Source organism: Saccharomonospora azurea NA-128 (genome assembly GCF_000231055.2).
Lineage (GTDB): Bacteria > Actinomycetota > Actinomycetes > Mycobacteriales > Pseudonocardiaceae > Saccharomonospora > Saccharomonospora azurea.
Genome location: NZ_CM001466.1, coordinates 1,809,360 through 1,829,107, shown reverse-complemented (window position 1 = coordinate 1,829,107; position 19,748 = coordinate 1,809,360). Strand labels below are relative to the sequence as shown.

The 19,748-nt window shown below is 67.0% G+C and carries 23 protein-coding genes; 18 read left to right on the top strand and 5 right to left on the bottom strand.

The genetic code is table 11. The features are described from left to right. The first annotated feature begins 38 nt into the window (after nt 1-38). From SACAZDRAFT_RS08275 to SACAZDRAFT_RS08225, 11 genes are all read left to right on the top strand, one after another. Nucleotides 39-1,202 (top strand): glycosyltransferase family 4 protein, encoded by a 1,164-nt coding sequence (locus tag SACAZDRAFT_RS08275; RefSeq protein WP_005440518.1) that lies wholly within the window; start codon nt 39-41, stop codon nt 1,200-1,202. Between the two features lie 93 nt (nt 1,203-1,295). Beyond that, nucleotides 1,296-1,871, top strand: a complete 576-nt coding sequence (locus SACAZDRAFT_RS08270) for a hypothetical protein (protein ID WP_005440517.1) — start codon at nt 1,296-1,298, stop codon at nt 1,869-1,871. 202 nt (nt 1,872-2,073) lie between these two features. Continuing rightward, a complete protein-coding gene (gene atpB, locus SACAZDRAFT_RS08265) occupies nt 2,074-2,856 on the top strand; it encodes a F0F1 ATP synthase subunit A (RefSeq protein ID WP_005440516.1) in 783 nt (260 codons plus the stop codon). 118 nt (nt 2,857-2,974) lie between these two features. Beyond that, a complete protein-coding gene (locus tag SACAZDRAFT_RS08260) occupies nt 2,975-3,214 on the top strand; it encodes a F0F1 ATP synthase subunit C (RefSeq protein ID WP_005440515.1) in 240 nt (79 codons plus the stop codon). 47 nt (nt 3,215-3,261) lie between these two features. Then, the gene (locus SACAZDRAFT_RS08255; RefSeq protein ID WP_005440513.1) at nt 3,262-3,807 is read left to right on the top strand and encodes a F0F1 ATP synthase subunit B; all 546 of its coding nucleotides are present in this window, start codon (nt 3,262-3,264) and stop codon (nt 3,805-3,807) included. A gap of 7 nt (nt 3,808-3,814) precedes the next feature. Further along, nucleotides 3,815-4,636 (top strand): F0F1 ATP synthase subunit delta, encoded by an 822-nt coding sequence (locus SACAZDRAFT_RS08250; RefSeq protein ID WP_005440511.1) that lies wholly within the window; start codon nt 3,815-3,817, stop codon nt 4,634-4,636. A gap of 63 nt (nt 4,637-4,699) precedes the next feature. Then, complete coding sequence (gene atpA, locus SACAZDRAFT_RS08245; protein WP_005440509.1) at nt 4,700-6,346, top strand: F0F1 ATP synthase subunit alpha; 1,647 nt, start codon at nt 4,700-4,702, stop codon at nt 6,344-6,346. A 10-nt stretch (nt 6,347-6,356) separates the two neighbouring features. Beyond that, entirely contained in the window at nt 6,357-7,292 is a 936-nt protein-coding gene (locus SACAZDRAFT_RS08240) for a F0F1 ATP synthase subunit gamma (protein WP_005440507.1), read from the top strand. 3 nt (nt 7,293-7,295) lie between these two features. Then, entirely contained in the window at nt 7,296-8,729 is a 1,434-nt protein-coding gene (gene atpD, locus SACAZDRAFT_RS08235) for a F0F1 ATP synthase subunit beta (protein ID WP_005440505.1), read from the top strand. A 131-nt stretch (nt 8,730-8,860) separates the two neighbouring features. After that, nucleotides 8,861-9,226 (top strand): F0F1 ATP synthase subunit epsilon, encoded by a 366-nt coding sequence (locus tag SACAZDRAFT_RS08230; protein WP_005440503.1) that lies wholly within the window; start codon nt 8,861-8,863, stop codon nt 9,224-9,226. Between the two features lie 24 nt (nt 9,227-9,250). Next, nucleotides 9,251-9,685 (top strand): DUF2550 domain-containing protein, encoded by a 435-nt coding sequence (locus SACAZDRAFT_RS08225; RefSeq protein ID WP_005440501.1) that lies wholly within the window; start codon nt 9,251-9,253, stop codon nt 9,683-9,685. A gap of 9 nt (nt 9,686-9,694) precedes the next feature. Here SACAZDRAFT_RS08225 and SACAZDRAFT_RS08220 read toward each other — a convergent pair whose 3' ends face one another. Continuing rightward, the gene (locus tag SACAZDRAFT_RS08220) at nt 9,695-10,267 is read right to left on the bottom strand and encodes a cob(I)yrinic acid a,c-diamide adenosyltransferase (protein WP_005440499.1); all 573 of its coding nucleotides are present in this window, start codon (nt 10,265-10,267) and stop codon (nt 9,695-9,697) included. A gap of 183 nt (nt 10,268-10,450) precedes the next feature. Here SACAZDRAFT_RS08220 and murA point away from each other — a divergent pair, with 183 nt between their 5' ends. Next, on the top strand, nt 10,451-11,734 hold the full coding sequence (murA, locus tag SACAZDRAFT_RS08215; RefSeq protein WP_005440497.1) for a UDP-N-acetylglucosamine 1-carboxyvinyltransferase: 1,284 nt from the start codon (nt 10,451-10,453) through the stop codon (nt 11,732-11,734). A 101-nt stretch (nt 11,735-11,835) separates the two neighbouring features. Here the strand turns inward: murA and SACAZDRAFT_RS08210 are convergent, their stop codons facing one another. Then, nucleotides 11,836-12,459: a LysE family translocator gene (locus tag SACAZDRAFT_RS08210; protein WP_005440495.1), complete on the bottom strand. Its 624-nt coding sequence runs from the start codon at nt 12,457-12,459 to the stop codon at nt 11,836-11,838. A gap of 376 nt (nt 12,460-12,835) precedes the next feature. Between SACAZDRAFT_RS08210 and SACAZDRAFT_RS08205 the strand changes: the two genes are divergently transcribed. The 5 genes from SACAZDRAFT_RS08205 to SACAZDRAFT_RS08185 all read left to right on the top strand — a co-directional run bounded on the left by SACAZDRAFT_RS08205 (nt 12,836) and on the right by SACAZDRAFT_RS08185 (nt 16,770). Next, nucleotides 12,836-13,741 carry a substrate-binding domain-containing protein gene (locus SACAZDRAFT_RS08205; protein WP_005440494.1) on the top strand — a complete coding sequence of 302 codons (906 nt, stop codon included), beginning with the start codon at nt 12,836-12,838 and terminating at the stop codon, nt 13,739-13,741. 23 nt (nt 13,742-13,764) lie between these two features. Continuing rightward, nucleotides 13,765-14,475, top strand: a complete 711-nt coding sequence (ehuC, locus tag SACAZDRAFT_RS08200) for an ectoine/hydroxyectoine ABC transporter permease subunit EhuC (RefSeq protein WP_005440493.1) — start codon at nt 13,765-13,767, stop codon at nt 14,473-14,475. Then, the gene (ehuD, locus tag SACAZDRAFT_RS08195; RefSeq protein WP_005440492.1) at nt 14,472-15,134 is read left to right on the top strand and encodes an ectoine/hydroxyectoine ABC transporter permease subunit EhuD; all 663 of its coding nucleotides are present in this window, start codon (nt 14,472-14,474) and stop codon (nt 15,132-15,134) included. Before ehuC ends, ehuD (SACAZDRAFT_RS08195) begins: the two co-directional genes overlap by 4 nt. A 28-nt stretch (nt 15,135-15,162) precedes the next feature. Then, nucleotides 15,163-15,927, top strand: a complete 765-nt coding sequence (gene ehuA, locus SACAZDRAFT_RS08190) for an ectoine/hydroxyectoine ABC transporter ATP-binding protein EhuA (protein WP_005440491.1) — start codon at nt 15,163-15,165, stop codon at nt 15,925-15,927. A gap of 69 nt (nt 15,928-15,996) precedes the next feature. Continuing rightward, complete coding sequence (locus SACAZDRAFT_RS08185) at nt 15,997-16,770, top strand: enoyl-CoA hydratase-related protein (RefSeq protein WP_005440490.1); 774 nt, start codon at nt 15,997-15,999, stop codon at nt 16,768-16,770. An 11-nt stretch (nt 16,771-16,781) separates the two neighbouring features. Here SACAZDRAFT_RS08185 and SACAZDRAFT_RS08180 read toward each other — a convergent pair whose 3' ends face one another. After that, nucleotides 16,782-17,318 (bottom strand): NUDIX domain-containing protein, encoded by a 537-nt coding sequence (locus SACAZDRAFT_RS08180; RefSeq protein ID WP_005440489.1) that lies wholly within the window; start codon nt 17,316-17,318, stop codon nt 16,782-16,784. A gap of 109 nt (nt 17,319-17,427) precedes the next feature. Between SACAZDRAFT_RS08180 and ehuB the strand changes: the two genes are divergently transcribed. Next, nucleotides 17,428-18,291, top strand: coding sequence for an ectoine/hydroxyectoine ABC transporter substrate-binding protein EhuB (gene ehuB / locus SACAZDRAFT_RS08175; RefSeq protein WP_232286386.1), 864 nt, complete (start codon nt 17,428-17,430; stop codon nt 18,289-18,291). 59 nt (nt 18,292-18,350) lie between these two features. Here ehuB and ehuD (SACAZDRAFT_RS08170) read toward each other — a convergent pair whose 3' ends face one another. Both ehuD (SACAZDRAFT_RS08170) and SACAZDRAFT_RS08165 read right to left on the bottom strand, forming a co-directional pair. Further along, the gene (gene ehuD / locus SACAZDRAFT_RS08170; RefSeq protein WP_005440482.1) at nt 18,351-19,010 is read right to left on the bottom strand and encodes an ectoine/hydroxyectoine ABC transporter permease subunit EhuD; all 660 of its coding nucleotides are present in this window, start codon (nt 19,008-19,010) and stop codon (nt 18,351-18,353) included. Continuing rightward, nucleotides 19,007-19,729 carry an amino acid ABC transporter permease gene (locus SACAZDRAFT_RS08165; RefSeq protein ID WP_005440481.1) on the bottom strand — a complete coding sequence of 241 codons (723 nt, stop codon included), beginning with the start codon at nt 19,727-19,729 and terminating at the stop codon, nt 19,007-19,009. Before SACAZDRAFT_RS08165 ends, ehuD (SACAZDRAFT_RS08170) begins: the two co-directional genes overlap by 4 nt. Nucleotides 19,730-19,748 lie beyond the last annotated feature (19 nt).

The following is a 19,748-nucleotide window of genomic DNA, read 5'->3' as shown; positions in this document are numbered from 1 at the left end:
GAACCACCCGTTTGTGTCCTTCGGAGGGTGACGCGGCCGTGAACTCCGCCGTCCCCACCGGCCTCCCCATCCGCGAGTACCTGCTCGTCGCCCTCGTCTCCGCCGCGCTCACCTACCTGCTGACCGCCGTGGTGCGCCGCTTCGCCATCAAGGTGAAGGCCGTCGCCGTTCCGCGGAAACGAGACGTCCATGTCGTCCCGATCCCGAGGATGGGCGGCGTCGCGATGTACTTCGGCGTCGTGGGCGGCATGGCGCTCGCCCACCAGCTGCCGGTGCTGCGGCGGGCGTTCGAGTACTCCTACGACCCCGTGGCCGTCCTCATCGGCGGTGGGGTGATCGTGCTGATCGGCGCTCTCGACGACCGGTTCGAGATCGACGCGTGGACCAAGCTCGCGGGTCAGGTGCTGTGCGCGGGCATTCTCGTGCTGTTCGGTGTGCAGTGGGTCTCGCTGTGGGTGCCGTGGGGCGGTGACGCCGACGCGGTGGGCAACGTGCTCATGTTCGACCGCAACCAGGGCGGACTGCTGGTCGTGCTGCTCGTCGTCGTCATGGTGAACGCCATGAACTTCGTCGACGGCCTCGACGGGCTCGCCAGTGGGCTCGGCCTGATCGCGGCCGCGGCGACGTGCACGTTCACCCTGTGGCTGCTCCACTCCTCCGGCGGGGAAGTCAGTACCTACCCGCCCGCGCTGATCGCGGCGACGCTCGCCGGAGCCTGTCTCGGCTTTCTGCCGCACAACTTCCAGCCCGCCAAGATCTTCATGGGCGACTCGGGCTCGATGATGATCGGTCTGATGCTGGCGGCGGCGAGCACGTCGGCGTCGGGCCGGATCGTCTACACGTCGTTCGACGCCACGGACGTCGTCGCCCTGCTCTCGCCGCTGTTCGTGGTGGCGGCGGTGCTGTTCCTCCCGCTGCTCGACCTGGTGTCGGCCGTCGTCCGCCGCACGCGCCGCGGCGAGAGTCCGTTCGCCGCGGACAAGATGCACCTGCACCACCGGTTGCTGGAGATCGGGCACTCGCAGCGTCGTGCCGTCCTGCTCATCTACCTGTGGGCCGCGCTGCTCGCCTTCGGAGCCGTCGCGGTGGCGATGTTCGACACCGCCGCCGTGTTCTGGATCACGTGTGGCGGTCTCGTGATCGCCGCGCTCGTCTCGTTCGTTCCCCGCCTCCGGCGGCAGCGGGAGAAGACCACCACCTAGGCTGGTCGCGGCTGGGGGCCTGAGTGACTCAGGCATAGCAGGCCGACCGGGTCGACGTGGTCGACCGCTGGAGTTGACCGAAGGGCGAGGCGAATGAACGCAGTGGACGGTGGCGCGGACGAGAAGGCCGCCGACTCGACGTCCGACGCCACGCCTGTCGGCTCCGGCGCCGACGACGTCCCCGCCGACGCGGCCGCCCTCGCCGAGGACGCCGACGCCGAGGTCCGTGCCGCCCACGCTCGGTCGGTGCACGCGCTGGCCGACGCGATGCTGCGGTGGGGCATGCGCCTGTCGCTGCCGTTCGTGCTGGTCACCGTAGGGGTCGCCACCGTGTCGGCCGGTCAACCCGGGTTGATCGGTGCCGGGTTCGGCGCGGTGCTCGGGTACGGCTCCTCGCTGGTGACGATCACGATGATGCGCATCGCCGCCACCCGCCCGCCGAGCGCGTTGATGAGCCTCGCCCTCGGCGGTTACGCCGTGAAGATGACGGCGCTGCTCGTGGTCATGCTGCTGCTACGGGACGTCGACACGTTCTCGCGGCCCACCCTGGCGTTCGGCATGCTGACGACCGTCGTCGCGTGGGCCGCGGCCGAGGTGGTCGCCTTCCGGACCACCAAGACCCCGACGCTCGTCGTCGCCCGTTCGGCCCAGCGCACTACTCAGGAGTAAGGCAGCGCTCCCGAACGGGGACTGAGAAGTACGCCCGTACGGAATGCCTGAGTACCCCCTGGTATCGTCCGCGACAAGGTCCCATTCCCGTTCCGGGGATGCCCTGTACGGTGCTGGATCTGTATCCGGTACGTTAAGTCCAGGTTTGTGACGATTCCCCCGGCGGAGTGAACGCCGGCCGGGAGAACCGGAAGGAGCCCAGTTGGGCGCGCTGGTAGTAGCCGCAGGTGACGAATTCACACCGCCGACGGCAGAAGCATTCAATCTGCCGGCAATCTTCGGCTGGGTCACGAAACCCATGCTGCTTGCCGTGCTCTCGGTCGTCATCATCGTGGCCTTCTTCCTGCTGACCACCAGGAAGATGAGCGTCGTCCCGGGCAAAGGGCAGTTCCTCGTCGAATCGCTCTACGACTTCGGGCGCAACAACATCGCTCGTGAGCAGATCGGCGCGAAGGACTTCCTCCGTTTCGTGCCGCTGGTGCTGAGCCTGTTCACCTTCATCCTGGTGAACAACCTCTTCGGGCTCGTGCCGATCCTGCAGTTCCCGACGATGTCCCACATCGGGTTCCCGCTGGCCCTGTCGGTGCTGGTGGTCTACCCGGTCTACCACTACGCGGGTATCCGGAAGCACGGGCTCGGCGGCTACCTCAGGAACCAGCTTGTTCCCCCCGGTGCGCCGAAGTTCGTGTACATCCTGCTGACGCCGATCGAGTTCTTCACCAAGTTCGTGATGAACCCGATCACACTGGCGATCCGAGTGTTCGCCGCCATGTTCGCAGGCCACTTGTTGATCATGCTGTTCGGGATCTCGGCCGAGTACCTGCTGCTGCATGGCGAGGGGCTGGTGAAGGCGGTTTCCGCGTTCTCGTTCGCGGGTGCCTTGGCAATCACGTTCATCGAGGCGCTCATCATGGTGATCCAGGCGTTCATCTTCGCGTTGTTGTCGGCCAACTACATCGGGGCGGCTCTCGCCGACGAGCACTGAGTCGACCCCAGAAAGACCGGCGGACGGCCTACGCGAAGGTGACGTCCGTTCAACCCCAAGGCAAATGCTCCGTTAACCGAACACGGACGAAGTTGGAAAGGGAAATCACGTGAGCTCCATGCTTCTTGCTCAGCAGGCCGCCGAGATCGACATCACCCCGGGTCTCGCCGTCATCGGCTACGGCCTCGGTGCCATCGGTGGTGGTATCGGCGTGGGCATGATCTTCTCGTCGGTCATCAGCGGCACCGCCCGTCAGCCCGAGGCTCAGGGCAAGCTGATGAACATCGGCTTCACCACGTTCGCCCTGGTCGAGGTGCTCGCGCTGCTCGGCTTCGTGCTCTTCTTCCTCGCGGGCTGACGTCCCTCCACCGACTGCTTGAGTAACCAGACGAAGTGGAGACGGCGATGATTCTGGCGCAGGAAGAGTACAACCCTGTTCTTCCGCACACCTCCGAGATCATCATCGGTCTTATCGCTTTCCTCCTCCTGCTGTTCGTCATGACGAAGTTCGTCAAACCGCGCTTCGAGAAGCTGTACGAGGAGCGGGCAGCCAAGATCGAGGGCGGCATCGAGAAGGCCGAGAAGGCTCAGGCCGAGGCGGAGCAGGCGCTGGCGCAGTACAAGGCGCAGCTCGCCGAGGCTCGGACCGAGGCGGCCAAGATCCGCGACGATGCGCGGGCCGAGGCCGAACAGATCAAGGAAGAGCTGCGGGCACAGGCCGAGGAAGAGGCGCGACGCATCGTCGCGCAGGGCGAGGCGCAGCTGCAGGCCCAGCGGGCCCAGCTGGTGGCCGAGCTTCGAGACGATCTCGGACGCAACGCCGTCCTGCTTGCCGGGCGGATCGTGGGCGAGTCGCTCGAGGACGAGGCACGGCGCCGCGGCACTGTCGACCGGTTCCTGAGTGAGCTCGAAGCCAGTGGTGCGGCTGGTGCGGCCGGAGCAAGGAAGTAGGGCCTAGATGACGCTGCATGCTGCGAGTCGCGAGGCTCTGAGCTACGCCGAGACCCGTCTCGACGGAGTGCTCGGCGACGCGGGCGCCGATCCGTCCGCAGTCGGGGAGGAGCTGCTCTCCGTGGTGGATCTGCTCACCAGGGAGATCGGGTTGCGGCGGGCCGTGTCGGACGGTTCGTCGGATCCCGAGGCCCGCAAGCAGCTGGTCTCCTCCCTGCTGCGGGACAAGCTCTCGGCCCCCGCACTGTCGGTGCTGGAAGCCGTGGTGGGCGCACGGTGGTCGAACCCGCGTGAGCTGGTGGACGGCCTCGAACACCTCGGCTTCACCGCACTGCTCGCCGGTGCGGAAAAAGCGGGCAAACTGGGCGCCGTCGAGGACGAACTGTTCCAGTTCGCTCGTATCCTGGACAACAGGCCCGAACTGGAGCGGGCGCTGTCCGACCGGACGGCGCCCACCGAGGCCAAGCGCGGTCTCACTCGCCAGCTCGTCGCGGACAAGGTCGACCCGATCACGAAGGTGCTGATCGAACAGGCCCTCATCCGCCCGAGGGGCCGCAGTGCCGCACACGGCGTCGACCGGCTGGTCGAGTTGGCCGCCGCCCGCAGCGATCGTTCCGTGGCGCAGGTCACCAGCGCGACGGAACTCACTGCCGAGCAGCGGGAACGCCTCTCGGGTCAGCTGGAGCGGCTCTACGGGCGACCGATCGCGTTGCACGTGGCCCTCGATCGCTCGCTGGGCGCCGGTCTGGTGGTCCGGATCGGCGACGAGGTGATCGACGGCAGTGCCGCCGGCAGGCTGGAAGCCCTCCGCAGGCGACTGGCCGGGTGAGCGAGTCGGCGACATGACACATACTTTGCACACTGGCAAGAACGAAGTGAGAGCGGGAACGACATGGCGGAGCTGACGATCTCCTCGGATGAGATCGCCAACGCGATCGAGAACTACGTCTCGAGTTATTCCCCGGACGTGAGCCGGGAAGAGGTCGGCGTCGTCGTCGACACCGGCGACGGTGTTGCCCACGTCGAAGGCCTGCCGGGCACCATGGCCAACGAGCTGCTGGAGTTCCCCGGCGGCATCCTCGGCGTCGCACAGAACCTCGACCCGCGCGAGATCGGTGTCGTCATCCTCGGTGACTTCGACTCGATCGAAGAGGGCCAGGAGGTCAAGCGCACCGGCCAGATCCTCTCGATTCCGGTCGGCGAGGGCTTCCTCGGCCGTGTCATCGACCCGCTCGGCAAGCCGATCGACGGCCTCGGCGAGATCGAGTCCACGGAGCGCCGCGCGCTGGAGCTTCAGGCCGCCTCGGTCGTGGAGCGGCAGCCGGTCGGCGAGCCGCTGCAGACCGGTATCACGGCGATCGACGCGATGACGCCCATCGGCCGTGGTCAGCGTCAGCTGATCATCGGTGACCGCAAGACCGGCAAGACCGCCGTCTGCGTCGACACGATCATCAACCAGAAGGCCAACTGGGAGAGCGGCGACCCGAAGAAGCAGGTTCGCTGCATCTACGTCGCCGTCGGCCAGAAGGGTTCGACGATCGCCTCCGTGCGCAAGTCGCTCGAGGACGCGGGCGCGATGGAGTACACGACCATCGTCGCCGCTCCGGCTTCCGACTCGGCCGGCTTCAAGTGGCTCGCGCCCTACTCGGGTTCCGCGCTCGGCCAGCACTGGATGTACCAGGGCAAGCACGTCCTGATCGTGTTCGACGACCTCACCAAGCAGGCCGAGGCGTACCGCGCGATCTCGCTGCTGCTGCGTCGTCCGCCGGGCCGTGAGGCCTTCCCCGGCGACGTCTTCTACTTGCACTCCCGTCTGCTGGAGCGCTGCGCCAAGCTGTCGGACGAGCTGGGCGGTGGCTCGCTGACCGGTCTGCCGGTCATCGAGACGAAGGCCAACGACATCTCGGCCTACATTCCCACCAACGTCATCTCGATCACCGACGGGCAGTGCTTCTTCCAGTCGGACCTCTTCAACTCCGGTCAGCGTCCCGCCGTCGACGTGACGACCTCGGTGTCGCGAGTCGGTGGTGACGCCCAGATCAAGGCCATGAAGACGGTCTCCGGTTCGCTGCGGATCGACCTGTCGCAGTACGAGGAACTGAAGGCGTTCGCCGCCTTCGCCTCGGACCTCGACGCGGCGTCGAAGGCGCAGCTCGACCGTGGTGCTCGCCTGTACGAGCTGCTGAAGCAGCCGCAGTACTCGCCGGTGCCCGTGGAGCAGCAGGTCCTCACGGTCTTCCTCGGCACCAAGGGGCACTACGACGACGTGCCGATCGAGGACACGGCGCGCTTCAACGCGGAGCTGCTCGAGCACATCCGGCACAAGCACGACGACATCCTCGCCTCGATCCGGGACACCGGTAAGTGGTCCGACGAGCTCGCGGAGCGGGTCGTGTCCGTCACCGCGGAGTTCAAGAAGGGCTTCACCACTTCCGAGGGCAAGTCGCTGGTCGGCGACGAGACCGTGGATCCCATGGACGCCGACAAGGTCGGGCAGGAGTCCGTGAAGGTGCACCGTCCCGCGGCTGTGAAGAAGTAGGGCGCGAGTAATGGCCGCTCAGCTTCGCGAGCTCCGGCAGAAGGTCCGGGCAACCAAGTCGATCGGGAAGATCACGAAGGCGATGGAGCTCATCGCCACCTCCCGCATCAGCAAGGCGCAGGCACGGGTCGAGGCGTCGCGCCCCTACGCCACGGAGATCACCAACGTGCTCTCCGCCCTGGCCGGGGCCAGCACGAGTCTCGACCACCCGCTGCTGGTCGAGCGTCCGAACCCCTCCCGGGTCGCGGTGCTGGTGGTCACCAGTGACCGGGGTCTGGTCGGGGGCTACAACGCCAACGCGCTGCGTGCGACGGAGGAGCTGCTTGCCCTGCTCCGAGAGCAGGGCAAGGACCCGCAGCTTTACGTGATCGGCGGTAAGGGCGTGAACTTCTACCGGTTCCGCGACCGCGAGATCGCGGGCAGCTGGACCGGGTTCTCGCAGCAGCCGCACTACGAGAACGCCGCCGAGGTGGGCGAGACGCTGGTGAAGGCGTTCCTCGCTGGAGCGGACGACCAGGGCACCGACGCGGGTGCGGACGGTGTGCTGGGTGTGGACGAGTTGCACATCGTCTACACGGAGTTCCGTTCGATGCTCACGCAGACTCCGGTCGCGCGTCGTATCGCTCCGCTCGAGGTCGAGTACACCGAGGAGGCCCCCGCGGGCATCCCCCCGGCGTACGAGTTCGAGCCGAGTGCCGAGCAGTTGCTGGGCGCGCTGCTGCCGAAGTACATCAACACGCGGATCTACGCGGCGTTGCTGGAGTCGGCGGCATCCGAACTGGCGGCGCAGCGCAACGCCATGAAGTCGGCGTCGGACAACGCCCAGGAGCTGGTCGAGACGTACACCCGACTGGCGAACCAGGCCCGCCAGGCCCAGATCACCCAGGAGATCAGCGAAATCGTCGGTGGGGCGGACGCGCTCGCCGCCACAGGAAGTGATGTGTAAGCCATGACTGCCGTGCAAGACACAGCAACCGCGGCCAAGGGGCGGATCGTCTCCGTGACGGGGCCGGTCGTCGACGTCGAGTTTCCCCGTGGCGCGGTGCCCAACCTGAACAACGCCCTCAAGGTCGAGATCGACTTCGAGGAGCTCCGCAAGACCGTCACCCTGGAGGTGGCGCAGCACCTCGGCGACAACCTCGTGCGCACCATTTCGCTCCAGCCGCAGGACGGCCTGGTGCGGGGTGCCGAGGTCACCGACACCGGTGCGCCGATCTCGGTGCCGGTGGGTGACAAGGTCAAGGGCCACGTCTACAACGCGCTCGGCGAGTGCCTCGACGAGCCCGGCTACGGCGAGGATCTGGAACGGTGGAGCATCCACCGCAAGCCGCCGGCGTTCGACCAGCTCGAGGGTAAGACCGAGATTCTGGAGACCGGCCTCAAGGTGATCGACCTGCTCACCCCGTACGTGCAGGGTGGCAAGATCGGTCTGTTCGGTGGTGCCGGTGTGGGCAAGACGGTGCTCATCAAGGAGATGATCACCCGTGTTGCCAAGAACTTCGGTGGTACCTCGGTGTTCGCCGGTGTCGGCGAGCGCACCCGTGAGGGCACGGACCTCTTCCTGGAAATGAGCGAGGACGGCGTCATCAACGACACCGCGCTCGTGTTCGGGCAGATGGACGAGCCGCCGGGCACCCGTATGCGCGTGGCGCTGTCCGCTCTGACGATGGCGGAGTACTTCCGCGACGTGCAGAACCAGGACGTGCTGCTGTTCATCGACAACATCTTCCGGTTCACCCAGGCCGGTTCCGAGGTGTCGACCCTGCTGGGTCGTATGCCGTCGGCCGTGGGTTACCAGCCGACGCTGGCGGACGAGATGGGTGTGCTCCAGGAGCGCATCACCTCGACCCGGGGCCGTTCGATCACGTCGATGCAGGCCATCTACGTGCCCGCGGACGACTACACCGACCCTGCTCCGGCGACGACGTTCGCCCACCTGGACGCCACCACCGAGCTGTCGCGTGGTGTCTTCCAGAAGGGCATCTTCCCGGCCGTGGACCCGCTGGCCTCCAGCTCCACGATCCTCGACCCGGCCATCGTCGGCGAGGAGCACTACCGGGTCGCCTCCGAGGTCATCCGGATCCTGCAGAAGTACAAGGAATTGCAGGACATCATCGCGATCCTCGGTATGGACGAGCTGTCGGAAGAGGACAAGCTGACGGTGAACAGGGCCCGCCGTATCGAGCGGTTCCTGTCGCAGAACATGCTCGTCGCGGAGACCTTCACGGGTATCCCCGGTTCGACGGTGCCGCTGTCGGAGACGGTCGAGGCGTTCGACAAGATCACCAAGGGTGAGTTCGACCACTACCCGGAGCAGGCGTTCCTGGGCATCGGTGGCCTCGACGACCTGGAGAAGAAGTACAAGGAAATCACCGGCAAGTGAGTTCCGTGAGCGACGGGGTGACGTCCACTGTGGATGTGGCCCCGTCGTTCGTGTATCAACGGGTGCGACCGTGTCTCGGTGGCCCCAAGCTACACTGGGCGGAACGCGCGTGAGGCATGAAGGAGAGCTACGTGGCTGAGATGTCCGTCGAGCTGGTGGCTGTCGAACGCCGCCTGTGGTCGGGGACGGCCAAGTTCGTCGCCGCGCAGACCACCGAGGGCGAGATCGGCATCCTGCCCGGCCACGAGCCGGTCCTGGGGCAGCTCGTTGAGGGTGGAATCGTCAAGGTGACGACCACGGACGACGAGACCGTGACGGCGGCCGTGCATGGGGGCTTCCTGTCGGTCACCGCCGACGCGGTCAGTGTGCTCGCGGAGTCGGCCGAGCTGGGCGAGGAGGTCGACGTCGAGCAGGCGCGTCGTGCGCTGGCCGAGGAGGACGAGACCGAGCGCGCGAGGGCCGCGGCCAGGCTTCGAGCGGCTGGTCAATCGGTCTGACCGGGGAACGAGCGGGAGCCGACCATGGACATCGCAACGCTGGTCCTGGGACTCCTGCTCGTGCTGCTCGCCGTCGCGTTGGCCTACACACTGCGGTGGGTGTACATGCGCCGCCACGGCGGCGTCAGTGTCGCTCTGCGGTGGCAGCCGGACCGGGAGAGGTCCGGCTGGCACCTGGGCGTAGGCCGCTACCGCGGTGAGGAGTTCGTGTGGTACCGCGTGTGGAGCCTGCGAATCGGGCCGAGCCGCGTGTTCCGCAGGGACACTCTTCAGATCATCGCTCGTCGTGACCCGGTGGGGACGGAGTCGTACGCCGTGCCCCCGGGTGCTCGCGTGTTGCGGTGCCGTCCCGGCGAGGACGAGCCCATCGAGATCGCCATGGGGCCCGGTGCGTTGACCGGCTTCCTGTCGTGGTTGGAGTCGGCGCCTCCCGGACGGAAGCTGCCCCGGGCCAGCTGAGCGTCGGCCTCAGCGATCGCCGCCCGGCTTCCACAGCACGTCGCCGTCGGGGTTGGCGACCCGGGCGAGGATGAACAGCAGGTCCGACAGCCGGTTCAGGTAGGTGACCGCGAGCGGGTTCGTGCCCTCGCGGTCGGCTTCCACGAGGAGCCAGGCCGATCGCTCCGCTCGGCGGGCCACCGTCCGAGCCTGGTGCAGCAGCGCGGCGCCCGCAGTGCCTCCGGGGAGGATGAACGAGTTCAGCTTGCCGACCCGTTCGTTGAACTCGTCGCACCAGCCTTCGAGCCGGTCGACGTAGTCCTGCGTGATGCGCAACGGCGGGTACGGCGGGTTCTCGGCCACCGGCGTGCTGAGGTCGGCGCCCACGTCGAACAGATCGTTCTGGACCGTCCGGAGCACCGTCGTGATCTCGTCGGGCAGCGAGCCCAGCGCGATCGCCACGCCGACGACGGAGTTCGTCTCGTCGACGTCGGCGTACGCCCCGAGCCGGGGATCGGTCTTGGGCACTCGTGTGCCGTCCCCCAGCGCTGTCGTGCCGTTGTCGCCGACCCGGGTGTAAACGCGGTTGATCCGTACGGACATGGCGGCAGTCTACGGCCACGCTCGGGGCGGAGGTACCGGCCACATCGAGATGTGACCATGGTGGACGGCGACCTATCGTCCTGGAGTGGCCGAATGTTTCACTACAAGCGATCTTGTGACCCGGTTGGTCGCTAACGTGCCCCAGCGCACAGGCTGTGACCGAGCCGGGCATGATGGGCGACCATGAGCGAGCACTTCGACGTGTACGGCGGTGCGCGTCTGGTCGGCGAGGTCGAGGTTGTCGGGGCCAAGAACAGCGTTCTGAAGCTGATGGCAGCTGCGTTGCTCGCCGAGGGAACCACCACGATCCGTAACTGCCCGCAGATCCTGGACGTGCCGCTGATGGCGGACGTGCTGCGCAGTGTGGGCTGCACGGTCGAGATGGACGGCGACGTCACGCACATCACGACGCCCGCGGAGTTGTCGCACCGTGCGGATTCGCCCGCGATGGGCAAGCTGCGGGCGTCCGTGTGTGTGCTCGGTCCGCTGGTCGGGCGGCTGAAGCGCGCGGTGGTCGCACTCCCGGGTGGAGACGCCATCGGATCGAGGCCGTTGGACATGCACCAGAACGGGCTGCGCAAGCTCGGTGCGACGAGCGCGATCGAGCACGGGTGCGTGGTGGCCGAGGCCGAAGGGCTGCACGGTGCGCAGATCTGGCTCGACTTCCCGAGCGTGGGAGCCACCGAGAACATCCTGATGGCCGCGGTCCTCGCGAAGGGCACCACGGTGATCGACAACGCCGCACGCGAACCCGAGATCATCGACCTGTGCACGATGCTCACCGAGATGGGAGCACGCATCGAGGGCGCGGGCACGTCGACGCTGACGGTCGAGGGTGTCGAAACGCTGCACCCCACGGAGCACTACGTCATCGGCGACCGCATCGTCGGGGCCACCTGGGCGTTCGCCGCAGCCATGACGAGGGGCGACGTGACCGTGACGGGCGTGGACCCGCACCACCTCGACCTCGTGCTGGACAAGCTGCGGTTGGCCGGAGCCGACGTGACGACCTTCGGCGAGAAGGGCTTCCGTGTCGTCCAGGACGACCGGCCGAAGGCCGTCGACTTCGTGACCCTGCCGTACCCGGGTTTCGCGACCGACCTCCAGCCGTTCGCGGTCGCCCTGTCGTCGGTGTCCGACGGCACGTCGATGATCACGGAGAACGTCTACGAGGCGCGGTTCCGCTTCATCGAGGAGATGGTCCGGCTCGGTGCGGACGCGCGCACCGACGGCCACCACGCCGTCGTCCGCGGTGTCGAGCGGCTGTCGAGCGCGCCCGTGTGGGCTTCCGACATCAGGGCGGGCGCGGGGCTCGTGCTCGCGGGCCTGTGCGCGGAGGGCGTCACCACGGTGTGGGACGTCTTCCACATCGACCGGGGCTATCCGTCCTTCGTCGAGAACCTCAACCGCCTGGGCGCGCATATCGAGCGCGTGGCGGGTGAGCCGGACCGCGCCGCTTCCGACTGACGATCCCCTGCCGGCGGACACGCCGGCAGGCATTCTGCCGGGCGTACGTGAAGTGCGAACTCGCGTACGCAGGCGGCGGACACGATGTCGGGCGCACTGGCTCAGCCGTCGAGGGCGAGGGCGGCGCCGAATCCGATGAGGGTCGTGCCGGTGGCGGTGTCGAGGCCTCGGCGCACGCTTCTGCGCTGCAGCCACGCCCGCACCGAGTGCACGAAGGCCACGAGCAGCACCAGCCAGATCGCGCCCAGCACGGCCACCGTGTACGCCAGCAGCAGCGTGTCGCCGAGCGAGTTGTGCGCCGGGTCGATGAACTGGGGAAGCACCGAGAGGTAGAGCGCGAGCACCTTCGGGTTGGTGACGTTCGAGAGCAGTCCCTCCCGGAACCGCCGCAGGGCGCCGTGTTGGACGCCGGCCTCGTCGATGGCCGCGTAGTCGCCCCGGTACGCCGAGCGCAGCGCCTGGACCCCGAGGTAGCAGAGGTAGGCCACCCCGAGCCAGCGGAGAGTCTGGAAGACGGTCTGCGACTGCACGATGAGGGTGCCGAGACCGAACGCGACGGCCGTGCCCTGGATGACGTTGCCCGTCGCGATCCCCGCCGTGGCCACCAGGCCGCCACGGAACCCGCCCGCGAACGAGTTCTTGAGTGTGACGACGGTGTCCGGCCCGGGAGCGAGGACAACGAAGATCACCAGAACGAGGTAGCTGGCGTACGTACTCCAGGTCACGTCGCGTCAGCGTAACCGGACGCGTTCAGTCGTCGTATCCGCACGCTCCGTGCCGCCGGATCGGTGGACCACCAGGTGGTGCGACAACCCCCGTGACGCGTCGTTGAGCTGCCGAATCGTGGGTACAGACATACGGTCGGTATAGGGAGCGTGCGCCGCCGGGAGTTGATGTGAATCAGCCATTTCATATTGGTCGGCGCTGTACGCAGGGGATCTTTTCGCCGGTTCGACGTCTCGTCACGTTGATTTCTTTCTGGTAACGGACGGTCATCGTGGTTTTGACCCGATCGGGCGGAGCCCCTACGTTCGGTGACCATGTAGAGATGATCGTTCGCCTGAGTCGGCGAACAGACCCCGGGAATAGAAGGGTGCGATCATGGCTCAGGGTGAGTGGGCACAACGGGCTTTGTCCCGACGTTCTGCCCTGAAATCGGCGCTTGTCGTGGGCGCCACCGCGACACTCGCGGCGTGCACCGAAGCGCCGCAGACAGGTTCCCAGGGTGGTGGGAACACTCTGCAGAGGCTTCGCGACGCCGGAACCGTGAAGGTCGGTATCGCGGGCGAAATCCCGTACGGATTCACGCGGGACGGCAAGCTCACCGGTGAGTCTCCCGAGGTCGCCAAGGCCGTGTTCCAGGCGATCGGCGTGCCGAACGTCGATTCGCAGCAGGTCGATTTCAACCAGCTGATTCCGGGGCTCAACGCCGTGCAGTACGACATGGTGGCCGCGGGGATGGCGATCATCCCCAAGCGGTGCCAGCAGGCCCAGTTCTCGGCGGTCGACTACGTCACCAACACCGCGTTCCTCGTGCCGCAGGGCAACCCGGAAGGCATCAACAACTTCGACGACGTCAAGGCGAAGGGCGTCAACCTCGCCGTGCTCTCCGGCACGATCGAGCAGCAGGTGGCCGAGGCGTTGGGCATCGCCAACGTGCAGACCTACGGCGGCCAGGCCGACATGGTCCAGGCGCTGCAGGCAGGCCGCGCGTACGCGGGAGCTCTCACCGACATCTCACTGCGCGCCCTGCTCGACCAGAACCCCGACTCGGGACTGGAGATCACCGAGGGCTTCGTGCCGGTCGTGGACGGCAAGGAGCAGATCCAGGCGGGTGGCTTCGTGTTCCGCAAGGGGGACGACGACCTCGTCAACGCCTTCAACCAGGAGCTGCAGAAGCTGCACCAGAACGGGCAGTGGCTCGAGATCGTCCGGCCTTTCGGCTTCACGGAGGACAACCTGCCCCCCGCAGACGTCACCACGCAGAGGCTGTGCGCGAGCGAGTGATGCCGAGGGAGCGGTGACCCACCATGTTCGACGACGTTCCCCATTTCGTCTCCGTCATCGCCGACGGCCTCCTGGTCACGGTCCAGGCGACCGTCGGCGGCATCATCCTGGCCACGGTGCTGTCCTTCGTGGCCGGCCTCGCGATACTGTCGCACCGCGTCGCCGTGCGGACGGTCGCGCGGGTGTACATCGAGATCTGGCGGGGCACGTCCGAGGTGGTCCAGCTCTTCTGGCTCTACTTCGTGCTCCCCGTGCTGACCGGCTTCCAGCTCCTGCCGCTGTGGGCGGGAATTCTCGTGCTCGGCCTGAACTTCGGTGCCTACGGTGCCGAGATCGTGCGAGGTTCCGTCCAGTCGGTGCCCAAGGAACAGCACGAGGGCGGGGTGGCGCTCAACTTCAGCTCGGCCCAGCGCTTGCGGCGGATCATCCTGCCGCAGGCGCTGGTGGAGATGGTTCCGCCGTTCAACAACCTGTTCATCCAACTGCTCAAGGGCACGGCCCTGCTGACGTTCATCACGGTGCCCGAGATGACGCACCAGGCCACGGTGATCCTCGTTCCGGCCTTCACGAGCGAGGTCGCGCTGATCTTCACGCTGCTGCTGTTGTTCTACCTCGTACTGTCCATTGTGATCACCTTCCTGATGCGGCTGCTGGAACGGTGGGCGGCACGGAAGGTCGGTAGGACGCCTGCCAAGCGGGACCAGGCGGTCGCGACGGGCGGTGGTGTGGCGTGAACGCCGTGTGGGACTGGAACTTCGCCTTCGAGGTGCTGCCTGCGATCCTCGAAGGGCTGTTGATCACCTTGCAGGCCACCGTCCTCGGTGCCCTGCTCGCGTACGTGCTCGGTCTCGTGTTCGCACTGCTGCGCCGATCTCCCATCCGGGTGGTCAGCACAGCGGTGTGGCTCGTGATGGAGTTCGTGCGCAGCACGCCTCTGCTGGTGCAGCTGTTCTTCCTGTTCTACGTCCTGCCTCTGGTGGGGGTCACGCTGTCGCCGATGGTGACCGGCGTGCTGGGGTTGGGTCTGCACTACGCGACGTACACCGCCGAGGTGTACCGGGCGGGCATCGAGGCCGTCCCGAAGGGGCAGTGGGAGGCGGCCACCGCGTTGAGCCTGCCGACCCGTCGAGTGTGGACGGCGGTGATCCTGCCCCAGGCGATCCCGCGGGTGCTGCCCGCGCTCGGCAACTACACGATTTCGATGTTCAAGGAGACACCGCTGCTTCTGGCCATCGGTGTGCTGGACATCGTGGGAGCGGCAGAGGAGGAGGCTTCCCTGGCTTTCCGGTATGTCGAACCGATCACCATCGCCGGGGTTTTGTTCCTCCTTTTGAGTTACCCTGCCTCTCTACTCGTTCGATACTTGGAGCGTCGTTTTGGACTCGCACAGTAATCCGTCGGCCCGTCCTGTACCCGACGTGATGATTCGCTTCGACCAAGTGGTGAAGAAGTTCGGTGACAACGTCGTGCTCAGTGATCTGAGCTTCGAGGTCGATCCCGGCGAATTCGTCACGCTGATCGGTCCGAGCGGTTCGGGCAAGACGACGATCCTGCGCCTGCTGATGACGTTGGAACGGGTCACCAGCGGAACCATCCAGGTGGGCGGTGAATACCTCAGCCACATGGAGAAGGGCGGCAAGCTCGTTCCCGCCGACGAGAAGCACCTGCGGCAGGTCCGCAAGCGGATCGGCATGGTGTTCCAGCAGTTCAACCTGTTCCCGAACATGAAGGTGCTGCAGAACATCACCGAGGCACCGATCCGCGTCCTCGGCACGCCGCGCGCGGAGGCCGAGGCCAAGGCGGAATCGCTGCTGGAGATGGTGGGACTGAGCGACAAGATCGACGCCCATCCGTCGCAGCTTTCCGGTGGTCAGCAGCAGCGGGTGGCCATCGCGCGGGCGTTGGCCATGGAGCCCGACGTTCTCCTGCTGGACGAGGTGACCTCGGCACTGGACCCTGAACTCGTGGCGGGGGTGCTCGCGGTGCTGCGGCAGCTCGCCGAGACCACGGACATCACGTTCCTGTGCGTCACCCACGAGATGCAGTTCGCGCGGGACGTGTCGGACCGCGTGGTGATGTTCGACCAGGGGCATGTGGTCGAGGCGGCGGACCCGGAGAAGCTGTTCACCGAGCCGGAGAACGCCCGGACGCGGGAGTTCCTCAAGGCCGTGCTCGACAGGGCCTGAGCCGGTCCCGGCGGCGATGCGGTGGCCGACGCGCTTGGTTCACCGCTGCCGCGGGCTTACGGTCGCAGCATGGGTGACTACGAACACCTCCTCGTCAAGCAGGAGGGCGACACCGTCACGATCACCATGAACCGCCCGGCGCGGCGCAACTCGCTGTCCGAGCCGCACCTGCGGGAGTTGCTCGCGGCGTTCACCGAGGCGGGCGAGTCGAGCGCGACCGGCATCGTCCTGGCGGGTGCGGGTCCCGTGTTCTCGGCGGGACACGACTTCGCCGACGTCGCGGCCCGCGACCTCACCGGCGTGCGGGACCTGCTGCGGCTGTGCACCGACCTCATGGGCACCCTGCAGTCGGTGCCGCAGGTGGTGGTGGCGCGCGTCCACGGCCTCGCGACGGCGGCCGGGTGCCAGCTCGTGGCGTCGTGCGACCTGGCCGTGGCCGCGGAGTCCGCGGGATTCGCGCTGCCGGGCGGGAAGGGCGGCTGGTTCTGCCACACGCCCGCCGTCCCCGTCGCCCGCGCGGTCGGCCGCAAGCGGCTGATGGAGCTGGCGTTGACCGGCGACGTCATCGACGCCGCGACCGCGCTGGACTGGGGACTGGTCAACCGCGTCGTCCCGGATGAGGCGCTGGACCAGGCCGTGTCGGATCTGCTGGCGAGGGCCACCCGCGGGAGCCGGGCGTCGAAGGCACTGGGCAAGCGGACGCTGTACGCGCAGCTCGACCGGCCGGAACAGGACGCCTACGCACTGGCCGTGGAGGTGATGGCCTCGGCCTCACAGCTGCCCGGAGCCAGGGAGGGCATGGCGGCGTTTCTCGAGAAGCGTCGCCCCGACTGGCCCGACTGATCCGGCCGAGGTCAGGCGTTGCGCCGCTCCCAGAGCAGCAGGAGAGTGTAGGCGGCGACGGACTGCGCGTCCGTGATCTCGTGCTCGACGATCATCCGTTCCACCTGCGCGCGGTCGAACCACTCCGCCCGCATGTCCTGTTCCTCGTGCTCGCGGTCCGGCTCGCCCTCGGTGAGGTCGGTCGCGAGGTAGACGCGACCCCGCTGGCTGGTCAGCCCCGGGGCCACGTCGAGCAGGCCAAGGTCCACCAGCCTGCCCGCCGACAGTCCGGTCTCCTCGCGGAGCTCGCGGGCGGCGAGCTCGGACGTGGGCAGCTCGGCGCGTTCGGGCGCGGTGCCCTGAGGGAACTCCCACCGGCGGATTCCGAGTGGGTAACGAAATTGTTCGACAAGCTTGATCTTGTCGCCGTCGAGGGGGATCACGAGCGCGTAGTCGGGTTTGTCGACGACGCCGTAGATGCCGTCGGAGCCGTCCGGCCTGCGAATACTGTCTTCGCGGACCGTCATCCAATTGTTGGCGTACACCTGCCGTGAGTCGAGTCTCTTCATTCGCGACATTCTCCTTTAGTCACCCGATTGGGTTAGGGTCGCACGACCTGGCGTCTCGTGAACGGAGTTACTCTTGTCGAAACGTGAGTTCAATCTTTCCCGTCGCGCATTGCTTCGATACTCGGCCGTGGGCCTCGCGGCGGTAGGCGGTGGGTCATTGCTCGCCGCGTGCCAGACGACGAATCCGGAGACCGGACAGGTCGAGGGATCGGGCCTTCAGCAGCGCATCGACGCGGGTCAACCGGTTCGGGTGGCGGTGGCGAACGAGCCGCCGTACACGAAACTGGAGGCCAACGGTGAGCTCACGGGTGCCTCCCCCGACATCACCAAGGCAGTGCTCGAACGCATGGGCATCACCGAGGTCGAGGGCGTCCAGACCGACTACGACTCGATGATCCCCGGGCTCGAAGCCGACCGGTGGGACATCGTGAGCGCGGGCCTGTTCATGAACACGACCCGCTGTTCCAAGGTGCTGTACGCGGCGCCGGACATCGTGTCGACGGAGTCGTTCGCGGTGCCGGCGGGCAACCCGAAGAAGCTGACCTCTGTGGACGCGGTGCTGGACTCCGGTGCGGTCGTGGCCGTGCTCGCGGGCAGTTACGAGCTGAAGACGGCCTCGTCGCTCGGCGTGCCGGACTCGCAGCTGCAGACCTACCCCAAGGCACCGGATGCCATGCAGGGTATGAGCGACGGCCGGGTCGACGCGGTGCTGCTGCCCACGTTGACGCTGGAATCGCACAAGGCGCAGTACGGGGGCGACTTCGACATCACCGAGCCGCTGGACGAGATTCCCACCACCGGCGCGGGTGCGGCGTTCCGCAAGTCGGACAAGGACTTCCATGCCAAGTTCGACGCGGAGCTCAAGAAGTTCAAGGAGACCGACGAGTTCGCACAGCTCCTCGAGGAGTGGGGCTTCGACGCGGACGCCTCCCGCGAAGCCACCACCGAACAGCTCTGCAAGACCGAGGGCTGACGTGAGCCGGGACGCGGCCGTGAGTGGTGAAGACGACACCGGTCACGGCCGCGCCCCGATCACCCTGCCGGCTTCAGCCGGCGTTCCATCCGGCGCAGCAACAACGCGGTCGGGTAGCTGGCGGCCAGGAAGATGAGCCCCGCCAGCGTCAGCGGCTCCAGGTACTCGTAGGTGTCACCGCCGATGGTGCGGGCGGTGCGCAGGAGTTCGGGAACCGTGATGAGCGCGAGGAACGGCGTCTCCTTGAACATGGCGATGGCGTAGTTGCCGAGCGCGGGCAGCACGTTGCGGACGGCCTGCGGCAGGATCACCCGGCCCCACGTGACGTGCGGCGGCAGTTGCAGGGCGACGGTGGCTTCCCACTGTCCCTTCGGTACGGCGTCGATGCCCGACCGGTACACGTCGGCGCAGTAGCACGCGTAGTGCACGCCGAGTCCGATCACACCCGCGGTCATCGGGGCGAGCGTGATGCCCATCCCCGGCAGCGCGTAGAAGAGGAAGAACAGCTGGATCAGCAGCGGTGTGCTGCGGATGAACTCGATGAAGGCCGTGGTCAGCTGCGAGAGCACGGGAATGCGCAGCTGTCGCACGATCGCGAAGGCCAGCCCCAGCGTCGCGGCGACCGCGATCCCGAGCACGGTGGCGACCAGCGTGTACTGGACGAAGTGCTGCAGCAGCTCGGGAAGGATGGCGAACGTGTAGTCCCAGTCCCAACTCATGGGGCCGGCACCTCCTCGGGGGTGGGCTTGCGGAACCGGAAGACGCTGCGCACACCCTCGTGCCTGCCCAGCTTCGCCTTGGCGGCTACTTCGGCCACATTGGACAGCATCGTCACGGCGTACGCGAGCACGAAGTAGATGACCATCAGCGCCAGGTACATGACGGTCTGGTCACCGCCCGCGAAGCGGAACGCCTCACCCATGTTCATGAGGTCGACCAGCGAGATCGTGTAGAGCAGCGGAGTGCTCTTCAGCAGCTGGATGAACAGGTTGTTCATCGACGGGATCATCAGGGCCGTCGCCTGTGGCCAGACGACGCGCCGCATGCGTTGCGACGGCGACAGATTCAGCGCGATCGCGGCCTCCCACTGGGGCTTCGGCACGGCCTCGATCGAGCCTCGGACGACCTCCGCCCCGTACGCGCCGTAGTTCAGGCCGAACGCGAGAACGCCGACCAGCAGCGGATCGAACTTGATTCCGAGCAGTGGAAGCGCGAAGAACAGCCACCACAGCTGGATCGGCAGGGACGTGCCGCGGAAGAACTCGATGACGACGCGCGCGAAACCGCGTACGGCGAGCACGGACGACCGAGCCATGAGACCAAGCAGCACCGACACGACGAGCATCAGAACGGTGCCCAGAATGGTCACGAGGAGTGTGACGCCGAGTCCACGAACGAGGTTGTCCGTCCAGTCGAACAGCGTCGGATTGTCATTCACTCGATGAACCTCTCGTCAG

What these genes read in the sequence shown, in the direction of transcription:
- ehuA (WP_005440491.1), top strand. Translation starts at nt 15,163, where the DNA reads ATGATTCGCTTCGACCAAGTGGTGAAGAAGTTCGGTGACAACGTCGTG.
- SACAZDRAFT_RS08225 (WP_005440501.1), top strand. Translation starts at nt 9,251, where the DNA reads ATGGACATCGCAACGCTGGTCCTGGGACTCCTGCTCGTGCTGCTCGCC.
- SACAZDRAFT_RS08205 (WP_005440494.1), top strand. Translation starts at nt 12,836, where the DNA reads ATGGCTCAGGGTGAGTGGGCACAACGGGCTTTGTCCCGACGTTCTGCC.
- SACAZDRAFT_RS08180 (WP_005440489.1), bottom strand. Translation starts at nt 17,318, where the DNA reads ATGAAGAGACTCGACTCACGGCAGGTGTACGCCAACAATTGGATGACG.
- SACAZDRAFT_RS08185 (WP_005440490.1), top strand. Translation starts at nt 15,997, where the DNA reads ATGGGTGACTACGAACACCTCCTCGTCAAGCAGGAGGGCGACACCGTC.
- SACAZDRAFT_RS08260 (WP_005440515.1), top strand. Translation starts at nt 2,975, where the DNA reads ATGCTTCTTGCTCAGCAGGCCGCCGAGATCGACATCACCCCGGGTCTC.
- atpD (WP_005440505.1), top strand. Translation starts at nt 7,296, where the DNA reads ATGACTGCCGTGCAAGACACAGCAACCGCGGCCAAGGGGCGGATCGTC.
- ehuC (WP_005440493.1), top strand. Translation starts at nt 13,765, where the DNA reads ATGTTCGACGACGTTCCCCATTTCGTCTCCGTCATCGCCGACGGCCTC.
- murA (WP_005440497.1), top strand. Translation starts at nt 10,451, where the DNA reads ATGAGCGAGCACTTCGACGTGTACGGCGGTGCGCGTCTGGTCGGCGAG.
- SACAZDRAFT_RS08250 (WP_005440511.1), top strand. Translation starts at nt 3,815, where the DNA reads ATGACGCTGCATGCTGCGAGTCGCGAGGCTCTGAGCTACGCCGAGACC.
- atpA (WP_005440509.1), top strand. Translation starts at nt 4,700, where the DNA reads ATGGCGGAGCTGACGATCTCCTCGGATGAGATCGCCAACGCGATCGAG.
- SACAZDRAFT_RS08270 (WP_005440517.1), top strand. Translation starts at nt 1,296, where the DNA reads ATGAACGCAGTGGACGGTGGCGCGGACGAGAAGGCCGCCGACTCGACG.
- SACAZDRAFT_RS08240 (WP_005440507.1), top strand. Translation starts at nt 6,357, where the DNA reads ATGGCCGCTCAGCTTCGCGAGCTCCGGCAGAAGGTCCGGGCAACCAAG.
- ehuD (WP_005440482.1), bottom strand. Translation starts at nt 19,010, where the DNA reads ATGAGTTGGGACTGGGACTACACGTTCGCCATCCTTCCCGAGCTGCTG.
- SACAZDRAFT_RS08220 (WP_005440499.1), bottom strand. Translation starts at nt 10,267, where the DNA reads ATGTCCGTACGGATCAACCGCGTTTACACCCGGGTCGGCGACAACGGC.
- SACAZDRAFT_RS08255 (WP_005440513.1), top strand. Translation starts at nt 3,262, where the DNA reads ATGATTCTGGCGCAGGAAGAGTACAACCCTGTTCTTCCGCACACCTCC.